Genomic DNA, 6,000 nt, shown 5'->3' on the forward strand with positions numbered 1-6,000 from the left:
GGCAACATCCATCGAGTCCGGCGGCTCAACGTGGCAGCGCGCTCTAGACGCACTTACTTTTCCGTCTCCGCGCGGCCCGTACCCAGTCTCAAATCGCTTTACGATTTTCGTCTTCGAGACAGAATCGGAACCAACTGCCGATACTCATGTGTTGGCCACATATCGCGTTGACGTTATGTGCGAGCAGAACGTGGCGCGCTCAGAAGTTCGAAGCACGCATTCGTGCCTTCATTTTGAACCTGTTCGCTTCTCCGTTGGCGACGACGTCGTCTCGATAACTCGTGCGATTTTCAGGGCTGCTTCATGACGAGCTTGCACTTACAGACGTTTCACGAGAACTGGCTGATACTTGTGATTCCGTTGAGTGCAGCCATCGTCGCACATGCTACGGGACGATTTTCCAGCAGACAGAAGGGGAGTTGAACGGCCACGCTGATTTGACGCGAATGGAGATACAAGCCATGAAAGTGAGGGACCTAATCACCCGCCTGGGAAGCGTAGACCAAGATGCTTTGCTGTTGCGGCTAGCCCTTTACGCTGACGCCAGCGAAGCAGAGGAAGTTTGTGTTGCCACTCCGATGAACGAGACGTGGACCTGCGAGCGGCAGATGTCGGTAAGCGGCGAGATATTGCACATTCATTATCCTTCGAGCCATGGGCTTAGTCTGGGATGGAACGCGGCGACAGACCAGAGTTGGTCAGAGCGGGTCGTTATTTTGTCGACCGCTGCCCGGGCGCGATATGGCTAACAGCGGTTGGGACATCGCGATGCGCCGCATCGACTCGGAATACGACCTGCCGCAGTTTATCGCTGCACGTCTTGTCCGCAATATCGCTGCAAACAAGTTCCGGCTACCGGCGAATGACCGCAGCATGTTTCAGCAGCTCCCTGACGATGTGATTGCTCGCATTGAACAAATCGTTCACGACGCTTACCTTGAGGCCGGAGAGGATGTTGGCGGCGACATCTTGCGCGAGCACCTCTGGCAGCAAGCGTTCGACGGCCGTCGTGGAATGATTGCAAATGGAGAGCTGCTGCCACCCACTGAGTTCAGGCGGCGAATCGGCGTGACTGAGAAGCGACTTGAGCAGTTGCTCGGCGATGGCAGTCTGTTTAGTGTTGAAGTGGACGGAGCTCTCTTCATTCCTGCCGTGCTGGCAAACCGTGCGCACAACCTGCGGCGGCTGCGGGCAACCTGCCGAATCATTGTTCCTGCTCCACCATGGTGTCGAATTGACTTTCTGTCGTCGCCACGAGGTAGTTTGGGTGACCGCGGGCCGCTCGACATGCTCGACGATGACGATGATTTCAAAACGCTACGGCAAGTAGCAGCGGCGTGGGCTGCAGAATGGTCGCGCACTACAGTGAAACTGTATGAGGGAACGCACGAGACGGAGCCAAGCGACGTCCCGCCGTTGTACACAGCGAGTGCGGAAATTGACCCGCGCAGACGGTTGTGGGAGCGTGCGTCGGAGGCGCTTAAAGTTCACGGATACCAATGGCCGTTGGGGCCGTATTCAGACGTTCGAAAATTCACCCTCTTTGTTGAGCGAGAAACAGCTGGAGATGCCGCGCCGACGCCAGAGGCTTGCATGCAAATCGTAGTGGACGGCGAAGATATCCGTATCCGCCTTGTTGCTGCGCCCGGTGCGACGCCAAGGTCACAGACCTTTCCGGCCCTCAAGCAAAAGAATTTGATTGACCTAGCTAAGCGAGTCATCGCCCACCTTAAATGAACCCGCGTGTACCCGACGACTTCCCTCGAGACGTGACGCCGGCGTCGCTATCTGGCGCCCAGCCCAAGCTAGCAGGGCGTCTGATTGAAGGCAAGTTTGTTGCCGGCCAGACCGACGATGAACGCTACGAGCGATGGGACGTATGTGAAGACCTCGCGCAGCAGCTCGTCGCAAAGGCTCGAAAGGACGCAGCAAAGTATCCGCAGCATTCCTGCGAGGTCACGTTGCAGCGAATAAGGCGTGCAATAGAAGTCAAAGGCTGGATTAGCGTTGTGGAAACGGACTGGCTGATGGAACGGCTGCGGACATTGTTGGACTGGTAGCAACCAACGGCGCAACGGCTTGAGCGCGCATCGGCCCCTGTGAGGCGCTGCACCGAGGCGACAGGCGTTCACCACGCCGGTTCGCCCACTGTTCCTATGCGAAAAAATACATGGACAAGGCCCTGAGCGTCGCAGAAGTCGCGGCGATGCTAAACGTGATGTGAGCAATCACGTGGTCGGGTATCGACTGAAACTATCGGCACCCATTGCTTCTATGGATGCGGTAGATTCCAGTATTCACCTTCCCATGGAGGCAAGGTGAACCTGATGCCTCCAATTCAGCGTAGCCGATGTTCTCGGACCTTCCGTGGCAGCGTCCGGCGAAGCTCATCCGTCCCGACCGTTGGCGCCCGAAGTTGACCGTCAATCGTCGCGCGGCCGCGGTCGTCCTCCGGCAAATGTGGCGACTCTAAGGATGATTTCCTCGACTTCCTGTCGCGTGTTCGGTAGAACCACCTATCGGGTACTATCGAAGTATCACTTGGTTAAACCTCTATGAAAGACAGCAACACATCGACAGTCAATCGAATCGATGTTGCCATTGTTGGCGGTGGTCAATCCGCGCTTGCCGTCGCCTATTTTCTGCGCCGTGCTGGAATCGGCTACGTTGTGCTTGACGACCAGCCAGCTCCTGGCGGCGCATGGCAGCACACTTGGGACTCGCTTCACCTCTTCTCGCCAGCACAGTGGAGCTCGCTTCCTGGCTGGCCGATGCCCACGACGTCAGAGCAATATCCATCGCGCGACCACGTTATCCGCTATCTCACAGAATACGAGAAGCGCTACGAGATTCCCGTCCTTCGCCCTCTGGAGGTGACCTCGACATCGCGTCTCGAGTCCGGGCTGCTTATTTCAACGGACCGGGGCGAATGGCTTGCGAAGGCGGTCGTCAGCGCCACCGGCACGTGGGGCCGTCCCTACATTCCCGACTATCCAGGACAAGGCAGCTTCGAGGGCGAGCAGTTGCACTCAGCGCATTACCGCAATCCGGATACGTTCCACGGAAAGGACGTATTGGTTGTCGGCGGGGGCAACTCCGGGGCACAAATACTCGCCGAACTGTCCCAGGTTTGTCACACAAGCTGGGTTACGTTGGAACAGCCCACTTTCCTGTCGGACGATGTCGACGGACGTGTTCTCTTCGAGCGTGCGACCGAACGATGGAAAGCTCGCTCCGAAGGGCGCCCGGACCCCGCGCCTAGTGGAGGCCTGGGCGACGTTGTGATGGTGCCGCCCGTACGAGAAGCGCGCGAACGAGGAGTGCTGCATTCCGTGCGTCCGTTCTCGCATTTCACGGTGGATGGCGTCGTATGGCAAGACGGCACCCACGCGCACGTCGATGCCGTTATCTGGTGTACTGGTTTCCGTCCGGCACTCGAGCATCTACGTCTGCTGCACGTCCTTAACGACGCAGGGCGAGTTGACGTCGTCGATGGCCGCGCGGTACTGGAGCCGAGGCTCTGGCTGGTTGGATACGGCGAATGGTGCGGCTTCGCATCGGCGACGCTCATCGGTGTAATGAGAAGTGCAAGGTCCGCAGCGGCACAGATTAACCAATATCTATCCCCTCTCTAATGTGAATGTCTTGGACGTCAACACCAGCGCGGCGACATGCCGATGAAGTAGCCGTCAACTCAGAAAGGACAATCATGGCCGGCAAGCGCCGGCCGCAGTCTTATGTATAGCGGCGACTCTTGAAGCTGGCGGCCCCCTCTACGCGACGGGACGTTTTGCGGTGAACTTCCGCCTGTCGGCACTGGGCGGGAAGACGGACCAACTGCCGTCATCGTGTCTGAAGAAAAACAATGTGCGAACTCCGGCTGGTGACGAGGTCTCGACGCATACATAGCGACGCCCGCCCCGTCCGGTGCGACTGAACCTGGTCACATGAACCGGAGTCGCGGGAGCCGGCGCGAGCCACTTTTCGACCTGCCAGCGCAGGGACTGCTCGTTAGTGTTTTTCATGTTCGGCTCCAGCAGGTTTCGCGTTCGGGTGATGGGACGGTTTCTCGCCGTTCATCTCCTAAACGTCGCTGACGTCCGCATTGTTGACCACGCGTTGGTGAGTTCTGCAACCGAAAATTACGGATTGAATGGGCTTCAGACTATTGCAGAGGTGGACGGGCGAAGGTGAAGTCCGCTTCGTGCGCGGACCATCGAAATTCGAATCTGGTGCTGCTCAAAGGGATGTTGTGAAAGCCGTCAGCCACGCCGGGCTTGCAGAAAGAAGTGCCGTTTCCAGCGTCTTGTCCAGCCCCGTGAGCACGAGCAGGCCGAAGGCGATGAACACCGTTCCGAGAACCGTTTTTCCAACGGTTCCCGCAGTGCCGAGTCGACGTCGAAGCCTCAATATCGAGGCTTGCGAAAGGGAGCCGACTATCGCCAGCGGAAGGCTGGCCCCAATGCCGAAGATGCCCATCAGCAATGCAATATTTCCGAGATTCTTGCCCTGAGCGGCGAGCGCGGTTGCCGCGCCCAGTGTCGGGCCGACACACGGACTCCAGACGGCTCCGAGAAGCAGTCCGACCGCGAACTGGCCAGACAAGGTGTCGCCCCTTATGCTGTTCAACCAATGCTGGCTAGGACCACCTATTCCAGCAGCCGCGCGATTGAAAGCGGCCTGCAGCCGTTGGGAAAACATCGCAAGCCCAAAGAGAATCATTAACACGGCCGCCACGCGACGGAACACGTCGTTATCCAGTCCCAACGACACACCGACGGTCGCTACAAAAATGCCGATGACCGAGAAGGACACACCCAATCCTGCGGCGAGTGCAACAACCCCCAACCGATGTGCTGCCAACGCCGACGCAACGAGTATGGGAATTAGGGCGAGCACGCACGGCGAGAGCGTCGTCAGGGCTCCCGCCAGCAACCCGAGCGCGTACGTACTCGGAGTGAAATCCATTACAGGGCTTTGGCAAACGTGTTCCTGATGTCCTGCTCACGGGTCTGCCCCGTTGAGCGCGCGACCTCGTGGCCGCCCTTGAACACGACGAAGGTCGACTGCTGGGTCACTTTCAGCGCCCGCTTCAGGGCGACTTCCTTATCGTAGTCGGCCACGAAAATGGTCACGTCTTTCATTTCCGGGCTCGCTGCCAGGCGGGCCACAATGGGTTGCTGGACCTTGCAGGTGGGGCACCAGGTCGCATGGAAGTAGACGATGTTTGGCTTCCCGTTGGCGTTCAGGCTGTCAAACTGGGCCTGGTTGAACGCCTGTTCGCCGGCGAAGGCGCTACCGATGGTCAGTAACAGGCTCGAAGCGAGCAGATATTTGCACACAACATTCAGCATTGAGGTCGACCCCGTGATAAGTGCAGCCTTATTGTTAGACGTTCAAGAGACGAAATGATTGCATCTACTGAGTTACCGGAACCAGCAAGGCTCAGGGTTGCCCTGCTGACTGCGATACACGTCACACTGGCCATCTTTGTCTCGGCTGTGTCGGCGGGGATGTGTGCTTCCTGCCATCCTTTTTGCTCGTCGGAGCAGCGTTGCCGCTGTGGGGAAAACTCCGCACGTTCGCGCCGATGCGTAGGGCGTGGCTGGCATCAACGCGGCAGTCGTTGGTATCCTGCTTGCAGCGCTTTACGACCCGGCTTGGACGAGCGCGGCGCATAGCGGTACTGATTTGTGCATCGCAGTACTCGCGCTCCTTCTGCTGACGTGGTGGCGCCAGCCGCCCTGGGCGGTTGTCCTCATTACGGCGGTTGGTATTTGGGTCGTTACGTGACTTTCAGGCATCCCGCTTCCCTATCTGTCCCACGTTAAGCAGGTGCAGCGATGAGCGCAGTCGAGTTGAATTCCACCATCACGTGCCCTGCGTGCGGGCATAGAAAAGACGAGACGATGCCCGTCGATGCCTGCGCATGGTTTTACGAATGCGAGCATTGCAAAGCATTGCTTTGGCCGGAACCCGGAGATTGCTGCGTGTACTGCT

Annotated in this window: 7 protein-coding genes; 4 read left to right on the forward strand and 3 right to left on the reverse strand. The window is 58.3% G+C overall.

What is annotated here, in order from left to right; translation table 11 throughout:
• Nucleotides 1-768 precede the first annotated feature (768 nt).
• The 3 genes from BG61_RS22685 (at nucleotide 769) to BG61_RS22695 (ending at nucleotide 3,635) form a co-directional block, all read left to right on the forward strand.
• Nucleotides 769-1,737: a hypothetical protein gene (locus BG61_RS22685; protein WP_232256014.1), complete on the forward strand. Its 969-nt coding sequence runs from the start codon at nucleotides 769-771 to the stop codon at nucleotides 1,735-1,737.
• Nucleotides 1,734-2,060: a hypothetical protein gene (locus BG61_RS22690; protein ID WP_035927802.1), complete on the forward strand. Its 327-nt coding sequence runs from the start codon at nucleotides 1,734-1,736 to the stop codon at nucleotides 2,058-2,060. The genes BG61_RS22685 and BG61_RS22690 overlap by 4 nt, the downstream gene beginning before the upstream one ends.
• A 495-nt stretch (nucleotides 2,061-2,555) precedes the next feature.
• A complete protein-coding gene (locus tag BG61_RS22695; protein ID WP_035927804.1) occupies nucleotides 2,556-3,635 on the forward strand; it encodes an ArsO family NAD(P)H-dependent flavin-containing monooxygenase in 1,080 nt (359 codons plus the stop codon).
• 138 nt (nucleotides 3,636-3,773) lie between these two features.
• Here BG61_RS22695 and BG61_RS44075 read toward each other — a convergent pair whose 3' ends face one another.
• From BG61_RS44075 to BG61_RS22705, 3 genes are all read right to left on the reverse strand, one after another.
• Entirely contained in the window at nucleotides 3,774-4,025 is a 252-nt protein-coding gene (locus BG61_RS44075) for a hypothetical protein (protein ID WP_075584208.1), read from the reverse strand.
• A gap of 214 nt (nucleotides 4,026-4,239) precedes the next feature.
• Complete coding sequence (locus tag BG61_RS22700; protein ID WP_051672719.1) at nucleotides 4,240-4,968, reverse strand: cytochrome c biogenesis CcdA family protein; 729 nt, start codon at nucleotides 4,966-4,968, stop codon at nucleotides 4,240-4,242.
• Nucleotides 4,968-5,354: a thioredoxin family protein gene (locus BG61_RS22705; protein ID WP_035927808.1), complete on the reverse strand. Its 387-nt coding sequence runs from the start codon at nucleotides 5,352-5,354 to the stop codon at nucleotides 4,968-4,970. The genes BG61_RS22700 and BG61_RS22705 overlap by 1 nt, the downstream gene beginning before the upstream one ends.
• A 489-nt stretch (nucleotides 5,355-5,843) precedes the next feature.
• Between BG61_RS22705 and BG61_RS44650 the strand changes: the two genes are divergently transcribed.
• Nucleotides 5,844-6,000 (forward strand): GDCCVxC domain-containing (seleno)protein (locus BG61_RS44650; protein WP_277620882.1); only part of this gene is annotated, 157 nt, incomplete at its 3' end.

This window comes from Caballeronia glathei (assembly GCF_000698595.1).
Taxonomy (GTDB): domain Bacteria; phylum Pseudomonadota; class Gammaproteobacteria; order Burkholderiales; family Burkholderiaceae; genus Caballeronia; species Caballeronia glathei.

Bases quoted from the DNA above. Each gene is read 5' to 3' on its own strand.
- BG61_RS22700 (WP_051672719.1), bottom strand. From the start codon at position 4,968: ATGGATTTCACTCCGAGTACGTACGCGCTCGGGTTGCTGGCGGGAGCC.
- BG61_RS22685 (WP_232256014.1), top strand. From the start codon at position 769: ATGCGCCGCATCGACTCGGAATACGACCTGCCGCAGTTTATCGCTGCA.
- BG61_RS22690 (WP_035927802.1), top strand. From the start codon at position 1,734: ATGAACCCGCGTGTACCCGACGACTTCCCTCGAGACGTGACGCCGGCG.
- BG61_RS22695 (WP_035927804.1), top strand. From the start codon at position 2,556: ATGAAAGACAGCAACACATCGACAGTCAATCGAATCGATGTTGCCATT.
- BG61_RS44075 (WP_075584208.1), bottom strand. From the start codon at position 4,025: ATGAAAAACACTAACGAGCAGTCCCTGCGCTGGCAGGTCGAAAAGTGG.
- BG61_RS22705 (WP_035927808.1), bottom strand. From the start codon at position 5,354: ATGCTGAATGTTGTGTGCAAATATCTGCTCGCTTCGAGCCTGTTACTG.